The 24,246-nt window shown below is 38.5% G+C and carries 21 protein-coding genes; 8 read left to right on the forward strand and 13 right to left on the reverse strand.

Annotation, left to right across the window (positions count from 1 at the left end; genetic code table 11):
- Window positions 1-106: 106 nt before the first annotated feature.
- The gene (locus H6G08_RS23975) at window positions 107-325 is read right to left on the reverse strand and encodes a ssl0294 family protein (protein WP_190547481.1); all 219 of its coding nucleotides are present in this window, start codon (window positions 323-325) and stop codon (window positions 107-109) included.
- A 368-nt stretch (window positions 326-693) separates the two neighbouring features.
- Here H6G08_RS23975 and H6G08_RS23980 point away from each other — a divergent pair, with 368 nt between their 5' ends.
- A complete protein-coding gene (locus H6G08_RS23980) occupies window positions 694-2,754 on the forward strand; it encodes an ATP-binding protein (protein WP_190547484.1) in 2,061 nt (686 codons plus the stop codon).
- Window positions 2,755-3,041: 287 nt separating this feature from the next.
- Here the strand turns inward: H6G08_RS23980 and nrdJ are convergent, their stop codons facing one another.
- Both nrdJ and H6G08_RS23990 read right to left on the reverse strand, forming a co-directional pair.
- A complete protein-coding gene (nrdJ, locus tag H6G08_RS23985) occupies window positions 3,042-6,578 on the reverse strand; it encodes a ribonucleoside-triphosphate reductase, adenosylcobalamin-dependent (protein ID WP_190547486.1) in 3,537 nt (1,178 codons plus the stop codon).
- Between the two features lie 282 nt (window positions 6,579-6,860).
- Window positions 6,861-7,208 carry a TRADD-N-associated membrane domain-containing protein gene (locus H6G08_RS23990; RefSeq protein ID WP_190547488.1) on the reverse strand — a complete coding sequence of 116 codons (348 nt, stop codon included), beginning with the start codon at window positions 7,206-7,208 and terminating at the stop codon, window positions 6,861-6,863.
- 154 nt (window positions 7,209-7,362) lie between these two features.
- On the opposite strand from H6G08_RS23990, the gene H6G08_RS23995 reads away from it, so the two are divergent.
- Window positions 7,363-7,950, forward strand: a complete 588-nt coding sequence (locus tag H6G08_RS23995; protein ID WP_190547490.1) for an Npun_F5749 family FMN-dependent PPOX-type flavoprotein — start codon at window positions 7,363-7,365, stop codon at window positions 7,948-7,950.
- Between the two features lie 204 nt (window positions 7,951-8,154).
- Here the strand turns inward: H6G08_RS23995 and H6G08_RS24000 are convergent, their stop codons facing one another.
- The 3 genes from H6G08_RS24000 to H6G08_RS24010 form a co-directional block, all read right to left on the reverse strand.
- On the reverse strand, window positions 8,155-8,862 hold the full coding sequence (locus H6G08_RS24000) for a hypothetical protein (RefSeq protein ID WP_190547492.1): 708 nt from the start codon (window positions 8,860-8,862) through the stop codon (window positions 8,155-8,157).
- Window positions 8,863-8,992: 130 nt separating this feature from the next.
- Window positions 8,993-9,586 (reverse strand): hypothetical protein, encoded by a 594-nt coding sequence (locus H6G08_RS24005; RefSeq protein WP_190547494.1) that lies wholly within the window; start codon window positions 9,584-9,586, stop codon window positions 8,993-8,995.
- 255 nt (window positions 9,587-9,841) lie between these two features.
- A complete protein-coding gene (locus tag H6G08_RS24010) occupies window positions 9,842-10,420 on the reverse strand; it encodes a DNA-directed RNA polymerase III subunit RPC4 (protein WP_190547496.1) in 579 nt (192 codons plus the stop codon).
- A 528-nt stretch (window positions 10,421-10,948) separates the two neighbouring features.
- Between H6G08_RS24010 and H6G08_RS24015 the strand changes: the two genes are divergently transcribed.
- The 3 genes from H6G08_RS24015 to H6G08_RS24025 all read left to right on the forward strand — a co-directional run bounded on the left by H6G08_RS24015 (window position 10,949) and on the right by H6G08_RS24025 (window position 16,353).
- On the forward strand, window positions 10,949-11,590 hold the full coding sequence (locus tag H6G08_RS24015; protein WP_190547498.1) for a sigma-70 family RNA polymerase sigma factor: 642 nt from the start codon (window positions 10,949-10,951) through the stop codon (window positions 11,588-11,590).
- Between the two features lie 148 nt (window positions 11,591-11,738).
- A complete protein-coding gene (locus H6G08_RS24020) occupies window positions 11,739-13,115 on the forward strand; it encodes a DUF1822 family protein (protein ID WP_190547500.1) in 1,377 nt (458 codons plus the stop codon).
- A 448-nt stretch (window positions 13,116-13,563) separates the two neighbouring features.
- Window positions 13,564-16,353, forward strand: coding sequence for a pentapeptide repeat-containing protein (locus H6G08_RS24025; RefSeq protein ID WP_190547502.1), 2,790 nt, complete (start codon window positions 13,564-13,566; stop codon window positions 16,351-16,353).
- A gap of 113 nt (window positions 16,354-16,466) precedes the next feature.
- Here the strand turns inward: H6G08_RS24025 and cysE are convergent, their stop codons facing one another.
- From cysE to H6G08_RS24055, 6 genes are all read right to left on the reverse strand, one after another.
- Complete coding sequence (gene cysE / locus H6G08_RS24030) at window positions 16,467-17,231, reverse strand: serine O-acetyltransferase (protein WP_190547504.1); 765 nt, start codon at window positions 17,229-17,231, stop codon at window positions 16,467-16,469.
- 42 nt (window positions 17,232-17,273) lie between these two features.
- Window positions 17,274-17,414 carry a hypothetical protein gene (locus H6G08_RS24035; protein WP_190547506.1) on the reverse strand — a complete coding sequence of 47 codons (141 nt, stop codon included), beginning with the start codon at window positions 17,412-17,414 and terminating at the stop codon, window positions 17,274-17,276.
- Window positions 17,411-17,902 (reverse strand): hypothetical protein, encoded by a 492-nt coding sequence (locus tag H6G08_RS24040; RefSeq protein ID WP_190547508.1) that lies wholly within the window; start codon window positions 17,900-17,902, stop codon window positions 17,411-17,413. Before H6G08_RS24040 ends, H6G08_RS24035 begins: the two co-directional genes overlap by 4 nt.
- A 323-nt stretch (window positions 17,903-18,225) precedes the next feature.
- Window positions 18,226-18,660 carry a type II toxin-antitoxin system VapC family toxin gene (locus H6G08_RS24045; protein WP_190547510.1) on the reverse strand — a complete coding sequence of 145 codons (435 nt, stop codon included), beginning with the start codon at window positions 18,658-18,660 and terminating at the stop codon, window positions 18,226-18,228.
- Window positions 18,657-18,881, reverse strand: coding sequence for a hypothetical protein (locus H6G08_RS24050; RefSeq protein WP_190547512.1), 225 nt, complete (start codon window positions 18,879-18,881; stop codon window positions 18,657-18,659). The genes H6G08_RS24045 and H6G08_RS24050 overlap by 4 nt, the downstream gene beginning before the upstream one ends.
- Window positions 18,882-19,040: 159 nt before the next feature.
- Entirely contained in the window at window positions 19,041-20,708 is a 1,668-nt protein-coding gene (locus tag H6G08_RS24055; protein WP_190547528.1) for a DUF3352 domain-containing protein, read from the reverse strand.
- Window positions 20,709-20,892: 184 nt separating this feature from the next.
- Between H6G08_RS24055 and H6G08_RS24060 the strand changes: the two genes are divergently transcribed.
- The 3 genes from H6G08_RS24060 to H6G08_RS24070 all read left to right on the forward strand — a co-directional run bounded on the left by H6G08_RS24060 (window position 20,893) and on the right by H6G08_RS24070 (window position 23,442).
- The gene (locus H6G08_RS24060; RefSeq protein ID WP_096644840.1) at window positions 20,893-21,240 is read left to right on the forward strand and encodes a rhodanese-like domain-containing protein; all 348 of its coding nucleotides are present in this window, start codon (window positions 20,893-20,895) and stop codon (window positions 21,238-21,240) included.
- 438 nt (window positions 21,241-21,678) lie between these two features.
- On the forward strand, window positions 21,679-22,755 hold the full coding sequence (gene hrcA, locus H6G08_RS24065; RefSeq protein ID WP_190547514.1) for a heat-inducible transcriptional repressor HrcA: 1,077 nt from the start codon (window positions 21,679-21,681) through the stop codon (window positions 22,753-22,755).
- A 12-nt stretch (window positions 22,756-22,767) separates the two neighbouring features.
- A complete protein-coding gene (locus H6G08_RS24070; RefSeq protein WP_190547516.1) occupies window positions 22,768-23,442 on the forward strand; it encodes a DUF2834 domain-containing protein in 675 nt (224 codons plus the stop codon).
- A gap of 109 nt (window positions 23,443-23,551) precedes the next feature.
- On the opposite strand, the gene H6G08_RS24075 is transcribed toward H6G08_RS24070, so the two are convergent.
- Window positions 23,552-24,097, reverse strand: a complete 546-nt coding sequence (locus H6G08_RS24075; protein WP_242046255.1) for a hypothetical protein — start codon at window positions 24,095-24,097, stop codon at window positions 23,552-23,554.
- Window positions 24,098-24,246 lie beyond the last annotated feature (149 nt).

Genomic DNA, 24,246 nt, shown 5'->3' on the forward strand with positions numbered 1-24,246 from the left:
ATTAGGGTACAACTATTGTTGTACCCTAAGCTCTCTATGCCATTTAAAGCTCTATTTTTATATTCAGAACTAAACTAATCCGCTAGCTGTGTTCATGCTATGGCTATTAGTCAATGGTAATTTGTTGGGGGCCAGAAGCTTTACCATTATTAGCTTCAGTTGTCGCTGAGTTAAAGCTAGTTGAGCCTGTTTGTTTATCCAGCCAGCTTTTAACAGGATCGTCTGCAAGGTTCAGCCGAAATACACCGGAAAAGAAACCACCCAAAAATGAGACTGGATGTTGGGCGAGTTCTTTAAAGATTGGTGACAATTCATCAATGAACATTAAAAGTCTCCTGGCTATGCCTTTGAAAATTATTACTTCTTTACTAATCGTAACGCGGAAACTAATATCAAGTTACTTGTAACTAAATATACATAATATTGTTGAGATTTACTGCGGTAGAAATTTTTCAGCTAGACATAATCAAGAAAAGGCGATCGCACTTATTACCTGAATCTGTTAAGTTATAATGACTTGATTTATGTAGCAGTTAAAATTACCCCTTATGGCTGTTTGCCCTATAGGCAACTGTGGATAAAAGTGCATAAGCGAGCAATTTTTGCAATTATATATTAAAAGTTTAAATTTCGCAAGCATTTAAAATTATAAATTTGTTCACAAGGATGATAAACCTTCCAAGGCTAAAATTTTTGCAAAGCCTTCAACTCAAAATTTTAGTTTTTACATTTGGCGCATCTTTATTACCAGTTTTAGTTTTGATTAGTGTAGTTTGGAAAATACTCGAAAAACCGCTCATTGAACTCGAAAAAACTCGACTAGACGACCAAGTTTTAGCTTTTCGGGGTTACGAATCAGCAACAGAAAAGGGACTAAAAAATTTAATTTCTAGTTATGCTAATTGGACTGATTTATACAATGCAGTGCAAACTCCTAATCCTGCATGGGTAAAAAAAGAAGTATCCGATCAACTATTATTTACTACTGACATCGATATAGTTAGAGTAATTCAGTCAGCGAATGAAAAGATTATTGGGGAAGCAGGCGGTAATATATTAACTCTACCTTTAGTAGAAAAAAATATCCAAGCTTTAAGCAAGAAAGATAAATCATCTCAATATTTAATAGATACAGGAAAACAAGAGTTAGTATTGTTAGCAGGTTCGCCAATTTATCGCAGTGATGGTACAGGAAAATCTGCTGGAACTTTAATTGCAGGACAGTTACTAGACCAAGTATGGCTAAAACAATTTTTAAATTATTCTCAGCCGACAACCAGAGTAGAAATAATTTCTTTAAAAGGCAAGGTTTTTGTTTCTAGTAATTCTGATGGGAAGCTAGATGTTTGGGAAAAAGATTATTTCACTTCCGAAATTTTAGCAAAAATATCACAAAAACGTTCAGTCTATCATATTCAACCAGAACTAGGATTAAATACCATTTATGCTCCTCTCTATTCTGGAAATCAGCCGATTGCGATTCTTAAGCTGCAAATTGTCGCCACATACTTTCAGCAGGCTAGGTTAACACTTACCAGATTAATTGTACTTGTCTTAACTTTAGTATTGCTGCTTTCTGTATTAATCGCTCATTTTCTAGCTAAACAAATTAGTCACCCAATTATTCAACTTGCAAAGCGGAGTAAAACTTTAGCCTCTGGAGATTTGACTAGTCCTATTCCTAGTATTCAAAATGGTGGGGAAATTGGACAGTTAGCCAATGCATATCAAGAAATGGCTAATTCCCTCTCTACTTTAATCAACAATTTAGAACAACTAGTAGCACAACGCACGCAAGAATTAGAACTAGCCCGTCAAACATTAGAAGAACGAGTAGAAGAGCGGACATTAGAGCTTTTACACAAAAATCAAGAATTAGAAATTAAAACTGAACAATTACACGCAGCATTACATAATTTAAAAATGGCTGAATCTCAGTTAATTCAAACAGAAAAAATGTCTTCTTTAGGGAATCTCGTGGCTGGTATCGCCCATGAAATTAACAATCCTATTAATTTTATCTACGCTAATATTAGTTATATAGAAAACTATACTCAAGATTTATTCAATCTCATAAAACAATATCAGCAACGCTATTCCGATGCAGAAATTCAAAGCTATGCAGACAGAATAGAACTTGATTACTTAATTCAAGATTTACCGAAACTCATAGCTTCGATGGATACAGGTGCTACTCGCATTAAGGATATTATTTCTTCTTTAAGAAATTTCTCTCGTCATGATGAAGCTGAAATTAAAAAAGTCAATCTTCATGAAGGAATTGATAGCACTTTAGTCTTGCTGCAACATCGTCTCAATCCTCATCATAATTCTCCAGTCATTCAGGTGATTAAAGAATACGATAATTTACCCTTAATTGAATGTTATTCTCGCCAAATAAATCAAGTCTTTATGCATATTTTAGTCAATGCTATTGATGCTCTTGAATTACATCAAGAACGGGTTGATAAAAAAATTATTATTCAAACTAAAAATAACCAAGATAAAACTATAACTATTAAAATTATTGATAATGGTATCGGTATAGATAATAAAAATATTTCCCAAATATTTGACCCATTTTTTACAACTAAATCTGTGGGTAAAGGTACAGGTTTAGGTTTAAGTGTATGCTATCAAATTATCCAAAATCATCAAGGTAATATTCAAGTTGTTTCGCAATTTAAGAAAGAAACACAAGTTATTATACAAATACCATATTTACTAAAAAATCATATTTCTCATATCAGTTAATAAAAAAGCAGTGGTATTTAATTTTAACCACTGCTGTTAATCGTACAAAAAATTTCCGAGAAGCTTACATAATTGTAGGTTGGGTTGAGGAACGTAGACGCGGAGCGGCTTCCCGCAGGGTAACCCAACATTTCCAGGGGTTTGTTGGGTTTACACACGGTAAGCCCAACCTACGTAGCTAAAAAATCATATTTCTCATGTCGTTAGATATAAACAGTATTTACGCAAAAAAAGCAGTAGTTATTGAATACCACTGCTGTTAATTGTACAAAAAATCTCCGAGAATATTAGTTGCTAGTTATGTCACCTGATGGTTGCTGTTCGGGAAACATACATTTATCAGAGTCGCAACCAGAAGGGCCAGCTTCGGCTAATTCACCTAAATCATAGCGACTGAGAACTGCACAGAAATCATCTGTAATTCTTCGTGCTTTGACTTCTTGAGTTAATCGCTCGTAGGTGACTTTATCTATTGGTTCAAAGGGTAAACGTGGGAATGATTGCAAATCATCAAACCGAGCGAGAAGCGCTGCGGAAATATATCCTTCATCATTCTGAATTGCTTCGTAAATACGCTGTCCTAAAATCTCGACTTCATCAGAACGTAGCTCTAAAGTTGCAGAAGTATTGTGAGTGACATAATGCTTCTGAACTTGGAGAACAAAGTCTAATTGAGCTAAAACAGAGAACTTAGAAACATCAATTTGATCGGCTCCTGGTAAGTCAGCCCAAGGTACAGCTACAGGGATTTCTACTAACCATTCGCTCACACGAGGATCGAAAGGATCGTTAAGTAAATGACCATTTTCATCTTTATCAGATTGAGAAGGAATAACATTGTAACCATAGTCAATACAAGCTAAGGCTACGGGGTCATTTTTGCGGAAAGTGATCCGGCGAATAAATCTTTGGGCTTTGGGGGGATGCCAACCGGAACTAGCACCAGTTAATAGTGCTTTAGTACCGCTAGGCTGGACAGTTGTACAGCGATTAGGGCGTTTAAGATTATGGCGATCGCAATAATTCCAAACTACCCGATGTACAATATCTCTCCAGTAACTCAAATATTTCTCTTCTTGGCGCTTAAATGCTAATCCTTGTTCCGTAGCCGGTCTTCCCGCTTCCCACCACCGTAACCAATCAACACCAAAAGCATGAACAAAGAAATCAAATAAACCAGTGAAAGAAACCCCAACAATTGGGTCTAATTCCCGGCTTTTTTGATAGCGAGGTTCGAGGAATTTATGATTTAAAAGTGAGGCTACAGAAAGCGCCCCAGCAGTGAAAGCTTCCTCTTGTTCTTTGTAATTATTTGGATCAAGTTGATTTAGGTGAATTTCTGACAAATTACAGTGAAAGTTACTACCAATAATTTCACCGCAAGGATTTAATCCGAACCTAGCTAAACGATGTTCTATCTCCTCAATATCCAGATGTGGATACTGTTCTTGCAACCAATCTTTTGCTTTTCCTTGTTCGTAAGCCTTCAAGAAATCAACTTTTAATGCCGATGTTGTTAGCAAATCAATGTTAGATCTAGCGATCGCTTCACCTGCCCATTGAATTGCGCCTTCGCCACTATAATATTGTTTGCGTACAGCTTCAATAGATTCTTCTAATGTTGGTTTGCGATGGAATACTCTGGTATGGTTCGCCATCCGCAGAGCATCACGCTCTGGATCAATTCGCCAGTTACCTTCTGCATCTTGCTGCCATAAATTATCTTTGGCTGTAGCGCCTAATTGATCGTCAGATCTGAATTGGCGCATACCCGCACTATTATGCGTCAAATAGCCATCGCAGTAAAAACAATGGGCTTCTTCTACTTCAATGTCGTAAGTTTGGACATAATCGTAGCTACCCAAACCTTTGACTGTGATGGGAATATCCAGTGAGATATCAGCCTCAGCGATGTAGCGTTCATAGTTAGCATCCACACTACGAGAACCTTGGAATCCCATTTCGCGCATTTCGCTATAGGTGTAAGCTTCTCGCATGATTGCGCCAGGTACGGTAAAACCATACATCTTTAATCCTTGACGCAGTTGTCCCTTCAAGGAATGAGGCGCAATCAGGGCGTTATAACGCTCTTTGAGTGCTGGAATTGTCAAGTTATATTTAACTTGCCATCTTTGCTCTTGGGGATGGGTAATAGCAATTCTGCCAGCGATACCTAAACTAGATAAAACTGAGCCGACTTGTCTAATAAACGATCTATAGACTGAAGTGACTAAATGAGGGGGTCGGTTGTTAACTGCACCGTCACTATCCATTAATCCAGCTAGGTAAGCAGCTCGAATATCTATTGAACCCTGCAAAATAAAACTAGGAACTTCTAGGGGAACATTAGGCTGTTTAATATAGCGATGGAAGTACTCAGCCAAGCGCATAGACGAACAGATTGACTTAGCTGTGTTTTCACCTTTGGTAACGCTATGAGTAGCTGTCAATCCAAATAATGCTAAAGCAGCATCAATCTTAGCTTGGATTTTTGCCGTTAGTTCGGTATCTAAGCTGTTCATTGCCCATTCAACACGGCCATAGGGCTTACCATATTTATTGCGACCGAGCGCAACATAGCCATCACCGTGAGTAAACCCGATTAACCAAGCCACTTCGGGCGTTAAATCGGGAATAATCAATGGCTTAACGGTTCGGCTTTGAGCAGGTCTAGATTCTGTAAAATCAGCAGGGAGATGGGTAACTGTTCCAGGGAGTACTTGTGTATTGTGTTGAAGGCGATCGCCTGACGCTAAATTAGCAACTGACTTCCAAGCAATTCCTCCTTGAGCATCTGCTAAAACTGCTTGTTTATGATTTAAAGTTGCTCTGGGATAGGTAGCATTAGTTTCAATTTCGTAGACATCCTGAAATCCTTGGTCGAATTTATCAACAACTCGCCGAAATCCCAGGGGAGTCTGTACTAAGTCACCCACTTGCACATCGCGAATGGGAACAAGACCTTTAGAAGTATGAACTAGAGCGTCTTCAGGTAGACAGCGCCGAATGTTGCCCGCAACAATGGTAACAGCAGCTTGGTCAATTAATAGACAGCATTCAACAGAGTTTAATTGTCTTCCTAAAGCTTTATTCAGGATAGATGCGCAATTTTGGTAAAGTATGGGCAATTTAACCGGATTAGCCACCCCACCAAAGCCATTGAGAGTTTCTCCAGCTTGACGCACATCACTAATATCAACAAATACTTGAACTTCTCCGTTAAATCTTTCATCTGTAGAAAGTTCTAATAAGGTTTGATAAGATTCAACCCAACCTTCACGGCTATCGCCGACATAGATAGTAACTCGATCGCCCTCTATAGAAATTTCCGTATACTCGCGACGCTGTGGTTTGGGAGTAGCACCAATTTCGCCCTGTACGGTGACATGAAGGCGATTGCGGATTGGCGGTAGTTGGTTAATATATCTAGGTTCGATGATGGCTCCGGTACCACAGCCCATCATTGCTAAATCCATCATCAACCCAAAGGCTTTCCAGTCTTGTAGGTTGGTAGAGGTGCAATTGTAAGCCCCAGAAAAGTTTTTTGGTTTGGCTATCCAATCGGTACCGCCAACCCATAACCAGCGACCACTGGGTAGGGCTTTCATATTACGCTGCATCTTGTCTAAAATGGCAGCTTCTTCTTGGCTGAGTTTCCCCAATTCTACTAAGCCTTTAAGGGTGCGATCGCAAACTTCATCCCAAGTTTCTCTTAAACCCGCCGGACTGCGGCGGCTATAGGTTCTGAAAAACACAGGATTAGCTGCGGGGGCAGTTTCTGGAAACTTTGCACTCTGGCGTTTTCTTTCAAGCTCTCGAACCATAAATCCAGTCTTGTTGCGTGCTAACAGATTAAGACTATAGACCAAGTAAATTTAGGATGAAAGATTGCCAAAAATGACAACTTACCCTTACTTAACAAGAGTACAAAGTGCAACATCCGTCGATAATGTATAATATTGTCTTTCTTGCCACAAAATGTCTCTTGCTCCCTGGCGAAGTGTTCATCCAGAGTGGTAATGAAAAAAATAGCGGTTTGCGAGTAAGTGCATTACACCGCTATATGGCTTGATAAAAGACACACAGGATTAAATTTAGCGATTATCCTACTTTCTAAGTTCGGGACGTAGTTCTTTGAGATTTTGTCTCAGATGCTCCAGTTTTTGACTGGATTCTTTTGTAATTTGAGTACAAAATTTTGTTGAAATTAACCCTATTGCAGTTGTGACGCTTCCCTCGCTTGCTCTACCAGAAATTAGAAGAAATGCGCCAATTAAACTCATACCAACGGAAGCATAAATTGCTACCAAACTGAGGTTAAATGTTTGTCGTGCTTGGCGTAGATGTTCTTTTGACACATCTAATACTATTTTCAAGTATGGATCGTCATTAACTGCGGGGGCAGTTTCTGGAAACTTTGCACTCTGGCGTTTTCTTTCAAGCTCTTGAACCATAAATCCAGTCTTGTTGCGTGCTAACAGATTAAGACTATAGACCAAGTAAATTTAGGATGAAAGATTGCCAAAAATGACAACTTTCCCTTACTTAACAAGAGTACAAAATGCAACATCCGTCGATAATGTATAATATTGTCTTTCTTGCCACAAAATGTCTCTTGCTCCCTGGCGAAGTGCGATCGCTCATGCTCTCCATCAAAATCGCAGTCTGGCTTATGCCCGTTACCTGCAACTAGCAACAGTAAGGGCAAATGGTATACCTGCCAATCGAACTATAGTTTTTCGTGGCTTTTTAACAGATACCAACCAGCTAAAATTTATTACTGATTCCCGCAGTGAAAAAGCTGAACAGATACAGCAACAACCTTGGGCAGAAGTCTGCTGGTACTTCCCCAATTCCAGAGAGCAATTTAGGATTACTGGTAGCTTAACCTTAGTCGCAAGCGATAATTCTCAGCCAGAATTAGCATCAGCACGTATTTCTACCTGGCGAGAATTAAGCGATGCAGCACGGATACAATTTGCTTGGCCTCATCCCAGTAAAGCCAGACATAAAGATGAACAAGCTGCTTTTTCTCCTCCCCCACCAGATCCCAGTCAGCCATTACCCAATTTTTGCTTACTCCTACTAGACCCTACACAAGTAGATCATTTAAAGTTACGTGGTGAACCTCAAAATCGCTGGTTGTACCACCGCAACGAGCATCAGGAATGGTCTATTGAAGAAATTAATCCTTAACGAACGATTTCAACCACAGTACCAACTTGTACCCATTGATATAATTCATCTTGTACAAATAGCCTAATACCCTCATCCCCTAACCCATTCTCCCTGGGGAGAAGGAGAATTTACAGCAGATTGCCAGTTGGTGAGGTAGAAACGATGGTTGATTGTAGGGGCACTGGCACTGCCATGCCCCGAAGCGCGTACCTCGATTTGTGATTATCGCTCAACTCTGTAAAGCAAACGTTCCCTGCTAATACTTACAGAGCTACCAATAAGAGTATTCCAAGGTTGCTTATCTGGACGAGGTGTTACAAATGCTGACTCAGGAAGTTGAGGAACTATATCTAGCAAAACTTTGCTTATTGCTGCTTTTACTTCCGGTGTTGTTAAAAAAGCAGCGACTTGTTCATTAACTTTAGCTTCAATTTTGGCACGTATATCTTCAAAATTGCCAATGAAACTTCCTGCTACATCACCTTGTAATTTTGCTTCAAAACGACCCGATCGCAATTTTAACTCTGGCAATCCACAACCATCATTAGCAATATCAAAAGCAAAGGTAAATTTGGCATTTTTGATATCCCAGTTACCAGGGATAAAACTATTGACAGTAACTTTACCATCATTGTTAAAAGGTACAGTAATTTCTAAGCTGTTGTCAGCTAATCGTAACTGTAAATTTCTCTGAGAATGGAAGTTACTAAACCAAACTCCTAGTTGTGCGCCCAAAGGCCCTGGTGTTTTGAATTCGCCTAAATCTTGAATATTTTCTCTTAATCCGGCTTCAGCAAGAGACCGAGAAGGTGTAATTTTCAATTCTGTATTGTTAGTTCCAGGTTTGCGGTCAAGGCTGATAGTAGTACCATAAATTGCCAAATTTATTTTAGGTTGAGATTTATCAGCACAAGGTAAGAAATATCTCAAAGCGGTTACAAGTATGAAAATTGTCTAACTTGTTAGACCGCTTATTAAGATATTTTCGATTCCCGAATTGATTTAACTTAGGACTTACGCACACTCTACGAATTCTTGGCGTTCTTGGCGTCTTGGCGGTTCAATAAATTAAGGTTCTTACTCTTGTTGCTGCTTTAACATTAGCGCGAGGAATAATAGCATATTGAGCGCTCCAGTTATAAGGAATTTTCTGACCATCATCTCCAAATGTTACCTCTAGTTCATCAGCAATTCTCCTCACAGCAATTTTTCTAATTTGGTGGTCATCTTTCTCATATTTAAAAGCAAATCCAGTGAGAACAAAAATATGTTGATCGTCACAGCTTAACGGCAGTTTGGCTGTACAAGTACCTCCAGAACAATATTCATTATTTTTAAATGATGCAGTTCTAACATTAGAGCCTAAGCTGTTGTAACGCAAAGTAAATTTATAAGGGTCATTGCCATCATTATCTTGGAAATTAACAGCTACTCCAGAAGTACTTTTTAACGCTGTGATTCCCTTAATATGATGGTCGCCATTTGTAAAACCAAACCGAAAAGATGTCATTCCGGCATTGTTACTAATGCTAGGTGAAACAAAGCGTGAACCTGTTACTGTAGATGTACCACTCGTAACCAATTGTCCAAAAGCTGGCGCAGCACTCAATGTGATAAGGGAAAACAGAGAAGCTGCAAATAATATCTTTTTCATATTTCCTTATGGTAGAAATTACATGATTTTTGCTTTCACTTTAATCAACAAACTAGAAAGATAAATTATTCCAAAATTCGTTGATTTATTTGAATCGATAATTTTTCAAAAGACAACATCCTTTTAGCCAAAAAATTGAAAAAGGATAATCTTGTAGAGGCTAACAGCAAATAAATATTGTGTGATATATTTATTAGCGAAAGCCTCTTTGACCTCATGATTTCATCAGGATGATTACTCGGCGATCGCGAAAAACTAGATTAACCAATTAGGAGTAATCACAAACGTCCAAGCATCAAATCCATGTGAAGCAGTACGAGCATTACCAGTTAAAACAAAAGTGCTGCCCTGATGACCCCGATAACAAACTAAATTGCTAAGATTTACAGTATTGTTACCCCAAGCATTAAGTACGATTTGCACCCGCCCATCACGATGAACATTTAAAGTAGTTAAATCGGACTTTCCATCTTTACGTCCTGGGAAAACATCTTGGAATTTACCTTGAATTACACTTGCTCCTGTACTGGTTTTCTTAATCGTAAAACCTTCTTTGTTACCAGCAGCAGTTGTAGAAATACCCTCTCTTGTGGAATAATTTTCTGCCATTGCAAAGGAAGAAAATCCACCGTAACCACGGGCTGTAATTCTTGTAGCTTTCACATTAAACCAATTTCCTACGCCATATTTATCACCGGGAAATCCCTCAAACATCCCCCGGATATAGCTGCTACAACTAGTAGATGTTTGGGCAGAAGTAGAAGATATAGGAATAGTTGTTGCTGCTAGGAGTAAACCGAGAATTAAGCCTTTAATTTTGAGATGCTGCTTCATAAATATTTCTCACATTTAATTATTTGCAATTACTAGAGGTGCTTTCTTTTGTCCTCACTTTCAATAACAAGTGGGAAAAACAAATTATTCCGAAATTTCCGAAAAAATTTTTGTGGTAATTCTGGTAAGTGTTTTCTCGCCCTGTTAGCCAAGGTGAAATGTGGAGGTGGGAATTAATTATCTAGGGCGTGTTTTCAAACCCCAAACGCCTTCAGGCTGAAGCCTGAGGCTATAAAAACGAAGCCCACCTGCGTGGGCTAAAAAGCCTTATTTCTCCTAGTCCGCGCAGGCGGACTTCGTAGAGGTAGCCGCACCCTTGTAGGGTGACGGCGACTTTGAAAATACGCCCTAGCCAGGGTGGGTACATAAAAGCTGGCTGTCAAACATATCTGTATGAAAATATTAGGAGGTAGTGAAATTACTTAAATAATCGGGAACATATATACTCTAAATGAGTCTACCTCACTAATCTGCGATCGCAATCCGCTTTGATCTGCTCCCTTTTATATAAGTTGAGCTAATATGCTTATGGAGTCCAAAATAGCAGCAGAGTCAGTTACACATTTCATTATTGATGCGGCGCATCAAGAACTAATCGCCAAAATTGCCCGAAAATACACACAAGGAACTTCTATATCTTGGGAAGATGCAGCACAAACTGCCACAATGAAAGTCTATGAAGCGGTGAAAGCACAAAAGTTTCATCAGGGAGGAATCGCAGAATTTCAGCGTTGGGCTACAGTTGTAGCACGATATGAGATTCTAAATTTGGTCAAAAAAGAAAGTTTACGAACTCACCAAAGTTTAGATGCAATTATTGTGGGTACAGATATCTCTTTGATAGAGACGATTCCTGATGAGTTCAACCTCTTAGAATCTGTAGAGAGTGCAGATTTAATTATCCAGGCAAAACAAGCAATTATTAATTTAGATGGACGTTATCCCAAACGCGACTATCTCAAACTGTGGGAACTCATAGTTGCAGGTAAAAACCAAACCCAACAAGCCTCGGTGTTGGGAATTAGTCAAGGGGAAGTTTCCAAGCGTTGGAAGGAATTAGTCGGGCGGATCGCTATAGAATTAGGACTACTGCAACCTGAAGCTGTGAAACGCGAACAACAAATTATTCAAAGCAAATATACTCGCAGACGTTCAAAAGCTAAGTGGTAACTTTATTAAAATTTGCTTTTGTTAAATATTTAATAAGTTTATTTTTTCTAGGCATAGAATAATGCACTGATTTGTTAACACTATTAGCCATATCCCGAACCTGAAGAAATACCAACTTATGCTGACAAACTGTGACAAATCCAATGCTATGCGAAGACCTTACCCAGCGTTACCACAACCAGGAGAAATCTGGGAATTAAGCCGCCAGGTATTATCTCCGATCAAATTTTCACCAAATGAAGAAAATAATCTATATTCCAGCGAGGCGCAAAACTTTTTACAAGGTAATGCTCCACCTCGCTATGTCATGATTGTAACGGAACCAGAGACGGAACCAGAGTTAGATAATGAAACAGAAACAGAATGGAATATTGTTTCTGTCATGGTACTGTCTGTAGAAATCAGCTTTATTTCAGATGTCGATTTACTGATTCCGGCACATATTTCTGGTTTAACACAAGATTTACTGGCTGAAACTTGGAATGTACAACTAATGCTTGCTTGTAATTTATTACAGCCAGTTGGTAAACGAGTTTCACATGAAATTTATGATATATTGCTGACCATAGGAGATTGCGATCGCGGATTAGTAAATCAACCCCCAGAAATTTCTCAGATAGAGCTATTAGGTTTAAAATCCGCAAACAAAAAAGCCTTAGAAACACCGGAAATTGCTCTATTTCACAGGCAAGAGCAAGCTTGGAATGATGTTTTAACAATACCATTAGCAGCTTATCATACTTACCTTAAAAGTCTTAAGTTTACCAATCAAATTCTTAATGAACAGTTACAAATAGAGCAAGAATTACCAGAATTAGAATCGATTCCCAACCGAGTTTTACAATTAGTATCGGCATCTTTGAGTAAAACGCAAACTGTTCTTAGTGATTGGTGGCGAAATATTTTTGATTTAGAATGGCAGGTTGTTTCCACAGTACCAAACTTTGCCATTGCTACGCGCAGTAACACAGACTTGCAAAATACTCCTGCAAACCCTGATGAAATTGCCGCAATCATCAACCAATTATCTGTTGAAAATGATGAAAGCCTACGCCAACGTGCGGCTAAACGTTTAGGAGAAATTGCTGTTGGTAATTCCGATGCAATTCAAGCCTTGGTATGTTTGTTACGGAGTACTTCAGATGATGAAACTCTGTGGACAGCTGTAGAAAGCTTGCGAAAAATTGATCCAGAAAATCCAGCCGCTGGAGTTAAGAGAGTTAAAGTCATTGACTTGGGAATGCAAATTGCGGGTAAAACTGTAGCTTTAGCTGTGGCTTTATTACAAAAATTGGATGGTGATATTAGTGTACTTTTGCAAGTTTACCCCACAGGTAATGATGATTATTTACCACCTGATTTAAAACTGATTTTATTAGATGATTCTGGAGAAATATTGCACGAAGTTATTGCTAGACGGGCAGATATTTACATCCAACTTAAATTTAGCTGTCAACCAGGAGAAAAATTTAGCGTCCAGGTAGCTTTAGGCGAAGCTAATATTACTGAAGATTTTGTAATTTAAGGGAACTGATGCATCCAGTATAAAATGTAGGGGCAATACCCTGGGCACCTGTGTCAACTTAATGCGAAACCCAGTTACCGCAAGGAACTGAAGTTCCTTGCTAATAGGCAAAGTCATCTAAAGATGACTAAATATTCTCAAAATATCGAGTCTACTTCAGTAGACTTGGACTATTAGCTTTGGAATTCATTCCAAAGCGGGCGACAAAGCTAAGACAGAAGCTATTTTTAGCTTAAGTTGACATCAATGTACCCTGCGGGAAGCCATTTTGCGTCTACATGAATTGCCCTTATGGTAAATCAAGGCTTTAACGTCATTTTTGTGTCAGTCGTCAACAGGACTGACACAGGCAGCGCCATAAAAGTATGTAAATTATGGCAAAATTATAAATAATAAGTGTTTTTTGACGATAAAAGCCATATCTACGTTTAGCTATCTATATTAACTTATGGCATTAGCCACATTTCCTAACTTTTCAGGTCAAAGTCTTCAAGGTCGTGATTTTAGAGGACAAAATCTCACGGGTGCAGACTTCAGCAACGCTGACATTCGTGGTGCCAATTTTACAGATGCTATTCTCAAAAATGCTAATTTTCAAAATGCTCAAGCAGGATTAACAATTAAGGGAGTATTTGGGTTAGTTCTGTTAACATTATTAGTAACTGAATTATCTGGATTTATTTCCGGATTTGCACCTGTTTTTACAGGATATATTCTGTTTCCTTATTCAGTTACTACAGATAATTTATTGGCGCTGATTATAGTTATAAGTATAATTATTATCTTTGCAATTTCTATTATTAATAATGATTTATTAACCACTTTTTTTCGAGTCATTTGTACAGCTATATTTTGGGGATTCTTACTGGGGTTAATGACTGGTAAAATTGCAGGTATTGCTGCTGGAGTTATTTGTATTGCCGTCACGACATCAATTGCTTATGTAATGTTCACGATTTTGGCATTTTTGATTTTCGTACAAGCCCAAATTGCTGGCATCATTATAGCGATTGTGACATTATTTATCATGTTTCCCAGCATCATTTTTGGAGCTACATCCGGTACGGTAATTGGTGTAGCTGTAGCTGAAGTATTTACTGGGGGCGATCAATTGCCATTATTCAAAGTTCGGGCAGTTCAAGAAGCAGCGATCGCAGCTACATTTGCTACTATAATTCTCACATTTTTTATTAGTTATATCAGTTGGCGAATATATCTTGGCGATGCAAAATTTATCTGGATGCAAAAATTAGCGATCGCTGTTTCTACTCTATTTGGGACTAGCTTTAAACAAGCAGATTTGACTAATGCTAATTTTAGCAATGCTTATCTTAAAAATATTAATTTATCTAATGCTAAATTAATTAATACTAATTTTCATTTAGCCAAAAAACTTGCTTTTTGTCAACTTGAGAATACTATTTTAGTTAATCCCATAATTCGCGATTTATCTGTTAATAAAAAAGCTAATAATAAAGTTTTTATCGGCTGTAATCTCAAGGGAATTAACCTAGATTATGCTGACATGAGTTATGCTGATTTAACTGAAGCAGATATTAGTCAAGCTACATTTGTAGGTGCAACCTTAGAAGGAGCAAATTTAACTAAAGTTCAAGCAATAGCGACAAATTTTCAGCAAGCAAAGTTTACCGCAGCTTGTTTAGAATCGTGGAATATTGATAGTACAACTGAATTAACAGGTGTCATTTGTGACTATGTTTATCTCTTAAATCATCAACAAGAACGCCGCCCTAGTAGTGGAATATTTGCTGCTGGAGAATTTACTAAGTTATTTCAAGTGGCAATAAATACTGTTGATTTAATTTTTCGGAATGGTTTGAATTCACAAGCTTTATCTACGGCTTTAACAAAAGTACGATTAGAAAATGAAGATAGTCTATTAGCACCTAAAAGTATTGAAAATAAAGGCGACAACGTTGTTGTTGTGCGTGTGGATGTAGCGGCTGATGTTAACAAAGCTAAAATTCACGCTGAACTTACTCAAAATTATGAATTGGCTCTTAAATCTTTAGAAGCTAAATATCAAGCAGAACTCAAAAGTAAAGACGAACAAATTGTACTTTATCGCCAGCATCAAGCAGATTTAAAAGAATTGATGCAAATGATAGCTCCTACTGCTAAAAAAATGGGAGATACTAAGCTAGTAGTTTTAAAATTAACTCAAGGTAACTTAAATACGGGATTTTCAGTTACACTACAAATCGGTTTAGAAGGAGAACACCCATATTTTGAATCTAACGGTAAACTACCTCCGGCTTCAGAATTAGCTTTAATATACAATCAATGGCAAACTGCATATCGCCAAAGCTTACAGGGAAGTTTGCGAATTAAGATTAGCGAAACACAAGTTACTAATATTAGCAGGCGTGAGTTATTCAATGAATGCGATACTGCGGCAACTAGTTTAAAAAAACAGGTAAATTTATGGTTAGATTCGGAATTATTTCGTCCTCTTAAAGAGCAATTACTAGAAAAACTAAATCCATCAGACTCGATTCGGATTTTGCTACAAACAGAAGATAGCCAACTTAGGCGAATACCCTTACATCTGTGGAATTTTTTTGAACGCTATCCTCAAGCTGAAATTGCTATTTCATCTACTGCTTATGAGAAACGGGAAAAAAATAAATGTGTTAAATCCCAGGTAAAAATTTTAGCAATATTAGGAGATAGCTCTGGAATTAATATTCAAAAAGACAGACTTTTACTAGAAGAATTACCCAATGCTGAAGTCACATTTTTAGTAGAACCCCAACGCCAAGTATTAAATGATGAACTGTGGCTGCAATCGTGGGATATCTTATTTTTTGCAGGTCACAGTTCAACTCAGGCTGATGCAGAAATTGGCAATTTTCGGATTAACTCTACTGATAGTTTAACTATTGCCGAGTTGAAAAATGCTCTGACGAAAGCAATTGAACAGGGTTTGCATCTAGCAATTTTTAACTCCTGCGACGGTTTGGGACTAGCAGTCAACTTAGCTGATTTGCATATTCCCCAAATGATTTTCATGCGCGAACCCGTACCCGATAAAGTAGCACAGGAGTTTTTAAAGAACTTTCTGACAGAATTTTCTAGCGGTAAACCTTTATATCTATCATTACGCTCGGCACGCTCTAAACTCCAAGGTTTAGAGAATGAGTTTCCTTATGCGACTTGGCTACCAGTAATTTGTCAGAACCCTGCCGAAATTCCTCTAGCATGGTATCAGTTTTAAAATAGCTAGGAAATAAGGCAGATGGCAAATGGCAGAGGGCACAAGGAGTAAAATTTTCATGCCTTTGTTGTAGACAAAAGCCCTTGGATTTATAGCTAAAAAACTGAGATTGGTTAAATTCCAGCACCATCTAAAAACTGCTGAATAGCTTTATCTCTGAGGTTACACCAAGCAGTTTCTTTTACTGGTTCTTCCTCGTTGACAGTTATATTACCTGCCAAAACAGGAGTTTTTTCAGGTACAGGACTGGGCTGAAGACGTTGTATTTGTTCTTCCAATGCTTCAATCCGGTCTACTAAAGCGCGAATTACTTCGGCTTCTGAATCTGGTAGGTTGTTGTGTTCTAGTGGTGCTACCCTAACTCCAGAACGATAGATAATCCGACCAGGTATACCCACGACTGTGCAATTAGAAGGAACATCCCGCAATACAACCGATCCTGCACCAATGCGGACATTATTTCCTATTTGCAGATTACCTAATACTTTTGCGCCAGCACCAACTACTACATTTTCACCCAAGGTAGGATGGCGTTTACCGCTTTCTTTACCAGTACCACCAAGGGTGACACCTTGATAAATTAGGGCATAGTCTCCTACGATCGCAGTTTCACCAATCACCACGCCCATACCGTGGTCGATAAATACCCCTCGTCCAATAACTGCACCTGGGTGGATTTCAATTCCCGTGAAAAATCGAGCAATATGAGATATTAAGCGAGGAATAAACGGAATACCAATTGCATACAACCAGTGAGCTAATCGATGAAATAACAAGGCTTGCAAACCTGGGTAGCAGAATAATACTTCCAACCAGTTGCGGGCGGCGGGGTCGCGTTCAAAGATAATGCGAAAGTCGGTACGCAGTGTAGATAGCACGAGATAGTACCCTCGGAAAGCAAAATAAGCTACTTTCCCATATTATCGTTCGATGTGTTCCTCGTAACAAAGTTGAGATTTGGGCATGGGGCATGGGGCATTGGGCAAAGACGCGATGAATCGCGTCTCTACAAGAGTCATTTGTCTTCCTTGTCCCCCTTGTCTTCCTTGTCCTCCCTTCATGGCTGCTGCACTGTTAAGGTGTAATTATGCCTAGCTCCGGAATCAAATGTGCCTACCCACAGTTGATAGGTTCCTTTTTTGAAGTTGCGATCGTCAATGCTAGCGTCTTTACTCTTGCCAGTATCATCACCACAGCGAATTGTTTGATCGTCTGGGCCTTTGAGGAGTAATGTAGTATCTTTGCCGCCAGTGTTAACTAAGATTTTGAGGCGAGGAAAGTCTTTTTCTAAAATTAGTATGTGATCTGGTTTAGGATCGGCAAAGCCAATGCAGGCTTTTTTATCGCGATCGCGGTTACTAATCGCAGACAGGGAAAAAGAACCACCCGTGTAACCTTCAACAACTCCTTTGGCTGGATCGAACCCCGGAGACAGTTTGATTGTGCCAAAGTTTGCTGGCTCTGCTATTACAGGTTGAGTCATAATAGCGGTAAATATAGCTAACAACCAGCTATATTGAGGCTGAAACCGGAGGCGACGAGATTTCATAGTAGCCTGCCAAAAATTAATATTATAAGTAACTATATATACATATTGTAATCAAAAAACCGTAATATTGACCAACCTGTGACACCTTCAAATGTGCCACAATTTAGGGCTGAAAAATTAGAAGATGTGGGGGTTAGGGGACAGGAAGATGAAGAAAAAGTGCAAAATTGGATTTTTATGACAAGTATGGTGTGATTTAGAAGCTTATTATTTTCGTATGAATTATATATTTTATTACAGTAAAAAATACTAATTTACTCCTAAAAGTATTAGTATTTAAACAAAATTATACTATTTACAATTTGTTTCCACATTATCTCCCTTTAGACAAAATCAGCGCTATTAACAAACCAGTTTTCAATGCTTAAATTATTAAAGAAATCAAAATCAGAAACATTATTAGTTACCAAGATTAAATTATTAGAGTAAGCAATACTTGCAATTTGACCATCTACAAAAGCAGGGGTTTTACCAATGTTGGATAATCTGGCTCTTTCTTGGGCGTGCCATTGTGCCGCTTTTAAATCATAATCAAGGACTGGTAAATTTAATACCGATTCATGAATATAATTCCAAAGAGACTCTCGCCGCTTCGATTCTGGCAACCTCAAACAGCCATATAAAAGTTCATGAACAACAACACTTGAAACGGCGATTTCGGATTTATGGATACCTAATTTGTGCAAAACATTAGCATTAGGGATAGGACGTGCTGGTTCTGATAGAATATTAGTATCAAGCAGATATTTCCATCTCATATATCAATTTCTCTGCCCACACTGCGATCTCGTAATTCAGCGAAATCATCATCAGTAAATATCATCCCCTCGCTTTGGATAGCGGTTCTAAATTTTTGTAATCCCTGCCAAAAATTATCCCCTCTAGATTCCTCCTTTTTTTGACGAAAAAACTCAAACAAATAATCCTGTTCTTCTTTTGGCAAACTTTCAATAGAGTTAATAATTTCTTGTAAAGTCATCAGAGAAACTCCTAATTAAGTAAACCCTAACTTTGTTAACTCTATTTTAATCTCTCAACCCAAAGCCTCAGCCTTTTATAGATAGATAATTTCCACAAAATTTCCTACGGATCGTAATCTTGTGCGATCCGTCGTTATCCCTAGCCCCTAGCCCAATTACTAAGGTTGCAATTTAAAGAAAACGCCACCTTTAAGCAATCCTGTATCGCTACCGTAACTACTAACTGTAAGCGATCGCAATTTTTCAAAGAAGGGCTTACCTAATACTTCTACTAGTTTCAAAATTGGTAGTTGACGTTCTACAAGATATTTACTTTTCTTCCAGTCAAGATATACATAACCTTGATTGGGTTGGGGTATCGCCGCAATACTATCTTGAAAATTCCGATTTTTAACTAAAGAATTATCTTTAGCTGTGAGAATTTCTGCCATTGTTTCTAAATCGGAAGCAAAAATTTCGTAATTTCCTACAGTTGTATGCACTCCCTGCACTTTTGTATCTACACTGTAAGCGGGACGGTTTTTATCGTCAGGTTTTTTGCTAGTGGCGATTAATTCTGTCCAAGCTGAGACTTTTTGATTATTTAGATTGAGGGAATTAGTATTTAGTCCTTTACTAGAAGCGATCGCATCTAACCGCGCAATCCCGTCTGTTACTTCTGGGGTATTTTCGACAACAAATACCCAACTTTGCTGGTTTTTCTCGGTTTGGGGTAAGAGTGCGATCGCATATTCTCCTTTTACCCAACTAAAAATATCTTCACCTAAGTTAATACCCCAACGATTTTGCAGTTCGCTAAATGGTTTGGCTGTTGGGGAATTAGCACTTTTAGCAGAACTATATATAGTCGCTGTTGCTTCTTTCCAAAGTTTAGCTAAATCTGTTTCGCCCAAATTGCTCAAATTAGCGCCAGCAATTGCTAATCCTGCTGACTGGGGGATATATTGCAATGCTTGTACAGGTTGAGAAAGTACCGACGCTGGTGCAGCAGAAGTATTTGCTGATGCACTCAAAAAGCTGGTTTCTGCTAATAAGCCTTGAGAGTTTAAAACTAAAGAAATAATTTCGCTATCATAAACTGCTTCTTGCAATTCTAAGCCTTGCCATTTGACTAACTTAGGAAGATTAACAAAGGCTAAAGCTAATGTTCCTTTAGGTAATTGTTGGGTAGCTTTTTGATATTGCACCAAGCTGCTTAAATTGAGATCGGGCGCTTGGACATTATTAATCGCATCTTTGAGAACTTTGAGTTCGTTAGCAAATAAAATAAAGCGATCGCCTACTGCAGCACCAGCTAAAAAATCTTGCTTTGGTGGGGGATTATCATACAGTAGCTTGACGCCTTCATATTCTTCTGTACCTAAGTTTCCCCCAGCTAATACCCGTTTAGAAAATAGTAATTCTAAAAACTCGCGGCTTTTTTCTGGTTGTGTGGTTGCTAGCGCCATTAAATAGCCAATTTGCTGTCCGTTTTCGGGATCGCGATCGATATCTAAACTAGTTACAGCTAGAGTAATTTCCTTACCTAACCAAGGTTGAATATCTTCTTGGTAATTTAAATTACTCTTAGTTAATAAATTAGTTTTCAGCTTAGATAATTCACCATCCTTATCTAAAGCCTGTAATTGTTCGGGATTTACTAGTAAAGATACTGTTATTGGCGAAAATTTCGACACAAAGATGCTAGCTTCTGGCTGGGAAGGAGTCGCAGCCGTAATAGTCACTGGACTTTTGACAGATAACCAGTAAAAACCAACAATCACAAGCGCCAGAATTGCGATCGCACCAGCTACTAAAAAACCAAATAATGAATTTTGTCTGTTCATCATACCTCCTCACCTCCAAAGCCCTTAATTTCTAAGCATAGAGAAGAAGGGGCAGGAGATTTGCATTGCCTGCCAAATATTTGATAATTCATATATCTAAGTAATTTATTTAGTAATCGATGCTGATGCGAGTATCAACATCTTCTGCCAACATAAATGATATCGGATTGTTTACAAAAACCTCATGACAGGAAACGCAATTACCCAAATTACTGTTGAAGAACTGGCACAACGTCTAGCTGCTGGGGATGCTACTATTCAGCTTGTAGATGTGCGCGAACCCCAAGAACTAGCGATCGCCAGTATTGAGGGCTTTGTCAACTTCCCTCTGAGTGAATTTGCTGAATGGGGAGATCAAGTACCAACGCTTTTAAATCCTCAAGCTGAAACCTTAGTACTCTGCCATCATGGTATGCGTTCGGCTCAAATGTGTCAGTGGTTAATGGCACAAGGTTTTACCAACGTTAAGAACATCTCAGGTGGAATAGACGCTTATTCCAATTTAGTTGACTCTTCAGTTCCTCGGTATTAATTTAAAAAAATGTACTATATATTGCCAATTTAGTACTGATAATATCGTTTAGCAAATAACCTGATTTTCGCCTTGTAGTAATACTGGCGAATTTTTATATTATGAGTTATCTATAGGATGATTATCTTACGCTTATATCTCTCAATAGCAAAAAAATCCGTAAGTGGAAATACATTTTTTCCGCAAAGCTTATGGAAAAATACGGTTAATCAACTAAATAAATATTTCTTTGAGACAAGCACCTTTAATGGTGATAGTCAAGCTGTACAACACAACAGCCCCATAATCCATCAATATGGAACTTTACGGTAATTAACTGGTTTATAATTAAATAATTAGATATATTAGTTAAATATTAATATTTTTTTACTTTTTTCGTAAAAAATAACAAATTTTTCCAAAGTTTCATTAAAATTTGCCTTCAGTAAAGAATACCCTATGCAAGTCCAGTTGACAAATCGACAACAGCATATACTTTGGGCAACAGTACGTCACTACATTGCTACGGCAGAGCCTGTTGGATCGAAAGCTTTAATTGAAGAATACGATCTCGGTGTGAGTTCAGCCACAATTCGCAATGTAATGGGTGTCCTCGAAAAATCTGGTTTACTGTACCAACCACACACATCTGCTGGACGAGTACCTTCTGATTCTGGCTATCGCATTTATGTCGATCGCTTAATTACACCTTCAGAAACTCTAGCTAAAGAAGTAGAACTAGCCCTACAAAATCGCCTCCACTGGGAAGATTGGAGTTTAGAAGCACTATTACAAGGTGCAGCTCAGATATTAGCCACTTTAAGTGGGTGTATTAGCTTGATTACCATGCCCCAAACCAATACAGCATTGTTAAGACATTTGCAATTAGTGCAAATTGAAACTGGGCGGATCATGCTGATTGTCGTCACCGATAATTATGAAACCCATTCACGCTTGATGGATTTGTCACCGACGCGAGAAGAAACAAAACTCGATCCCGAAGTGATAGATCGGGAATTGCAAATAGTCTCTAACTTCTTAAATACGCATTTGCGGGGACAGAGCTTACTAGAATTAGGTAATCTGGATTGGAGTCAATTAAATCAAGAATTCCAACGCTATGGCGAATTCTTGAAAAATTCCGTTGCTGAATTAAGCCGCAAAAAGCTAGCGCCAACTGCGACAAACATCATGGTGCGTGGAGTCGCTGAAGTTTTACGTCAGCCAGAATTTTCCCAACTCCAGCAAGTACAAACAATTATCCATCTGTTGGAAGAAGAACAAGAGCAACTGGGGCGATTAATTTTTGAAGAACCAGAGGTTGAAGATCACAGTAAACCCAGGGTAACTGTGCGGATTGGTACAGAAAATCCCCTAGAACCAATGCGTACATGTACCTTAATTACTTCTACCTATCGCCGAGGTTCTGTCCCCGTAGGGAGTGTAGGAGTTTTAGGCCCTACTAGACTAGATTATGAAGGTGCGATCGCAGTTGTCGCTGCGGCTGCTGATTACCTTTCTGAAGCCTTCAGTTAATCAAAGTAAATCATGGTGAAAAAAATCGGCTTTGGGTTGTTGTGGCTGGGATTTATTGCTTACGCTTTTCTCCTCGCCCCTCCCGATGCTCCTCATACATTCGAGTTAATTAAAAACCTGAGCACAGGTCAATGGCAAGGAATTAATCCTTTCATCATTGCACTATTTAATGTTATGGGTATTTGGCCTGTAATTTATAGTGCAGTTTTATTTATTGATGGTAGAGGACAGAAAATCCCTGCTTGGCCTTTTGCGACTGCTTCTTTTGCCGTTGGTGCTTTTGCACTTTTACCATACTTAGCCCTGAGAAACTCCAATCCACAATTTGCGGGTAAAAAGAACGCTTTAATTAAAGCCTTAGATTCTCGCATTACTGGAATTTTACTTACCATAGCTGCGGCTATTTTAGTGGGTTATGGGCTGCTGGCGGGAGATTGGGGAGATTTTGTCCAACAATGGCAAACTAGCCGCTTCATTCATGTAATGAGTCTAGATTTCTGCCTACTTAGCCTATTATTTCCGGCATTATTAGGAGATGATATGGCGCGTCGCGGTTGGAAAAATTCCTCAATTTGGTTAATCGGTTTTATACCACTGTTCGGCCCGCTATTCTATCTATGTGTGCGTCCACCTCTACCAGAAGTAGGGGTAGATAAAATATCTCCTCAGCAGCAACCAACGATCTAAAGCCATCAAAAGAAAGCGCTGAAGCCCTCACTACAGAAAATTACAAAATACTTTCAACTCATGAAGCGATCGCACTGATATCACTCCCACTGAATATAACTGCAATTGCTTATTCATGGGGTGGTAAGACATACAACCCTGTTGCAGCATGAGAATCTGGTAGGATATCTCGGCTAGTGCTAACATTTCTACTTTCGCATAAGGCAGCAAAAGATTGTAAACCGTCTAATCTTGCTGAAAGTTCGCTAAGAGTATCTAAATATTCAGCTATGGCAATTTGACGATGTAACCATGCTTCATCCCATTGCGAGCTATGGGACATTTCAAACTCTACATCAATATGAATCTTTTTACTACGAATCTGCTCAGGAGATAGTAGGCGATCGCTGGGAGAAATTTCTATAATTCTTTCTACTCTTTCTGGAGTAATATAATCTTGAAAGCGAGGATGTTTAAAGCGATAAGCTGTAGATATATAAGGATTTTCGTCACTAATTAATTCATTGCCCCATCTTTGGGCTACTTGTTGAAATTTTGGTACTTCTACAGCTAGTAATTCTCTAGCTTCTTGATGTTGACCAATTTCTAAGAGAAGTTGCGCTTCTGTTGCTGTAGCTACAGCCCAACCTTGAATAGATATATCAGTATTGAGCATTAATTCAGCATCTAATTCTGGAGTAGCTTGTAAAGCTTGGTTAGAGGGTGTTTGAAAAGTTTTTAGGGGTCAAATTTTATGCTAGCCGCCTCACCATAATACGGATCATAGCAAGGTAGATAAAGGTTTCTGAAGTTTCGGGTAATAAC

The sequence above is a fragment of the Calothrix anomala FACHB-343 genome (genome assembly GCF_014696435.1).
GTDB classification, from domain to species: Bacteria; Cyanobacteriota; Cyanobacteriia; order Cyanobacteriales; family Nostocaceae; genus Aulosira; species Aulosira anomala_A.